Source organism: Pseudomonas protegens, assembly GCF_003732485.1.
Classification (GTDB): Bacteria; Pseudomonadota; Gammaproteobacteria; order Pseudomonadales; family Pseudomonadaceae; genus Aquipseudomonas; species Aquipseudomonas protegens_B.
Genome location: NZ_MOAK01000084.1, coordinates 1 through 308, shown reverse-complemented (window position 1 = coordinate 308; position 308 = coordinate 1). Strand labels below are relative to the sequence as shown.

The 308-nt window shown below is 62.3% G+C and carries 1 pseudogene; it reads right to left on the bottom strand.

What is annotated here, in order from left to right:
• Positions 1-74: 74 nt before the first annotated feature.
• Positions 75-308 (bottom strand): annotated as a pseudogene (locus BLX41_RS26965) (glutamine ABC transporter substrate-binding protein); the annotation flags it as partial.

Sequence of the window (308 nt, the reverse complement as noted above, 5' to 3'; positions counted from 1 at the left end):
AGGCCCTCAAGCCCTGCACCGCCCTCACGCACGCCTTCGCTGGCAAGCCAGCTCCTACGCGGAGGGAGAAGGGCTCAGCCCTGCCATTTGCCGCCTTCGACAATCACGCTCTCAGGCTTGGTGTCGTCGCTCAGCTCTTTGCGCACGTACTGGTCATACAGTTTGAGCAGGTACTTCTCTTCGCCCAGCTTGGCCAGTTCGGCATTCACCCAGTCCCGCAGTTCGATGTTGCCTTTCTTCACCGCCGGGGCAATCGGTGCCTGTTCGCCCAGGGTCTGGGGCAGTACGCGGTAGCCCGGGTTCTGCTT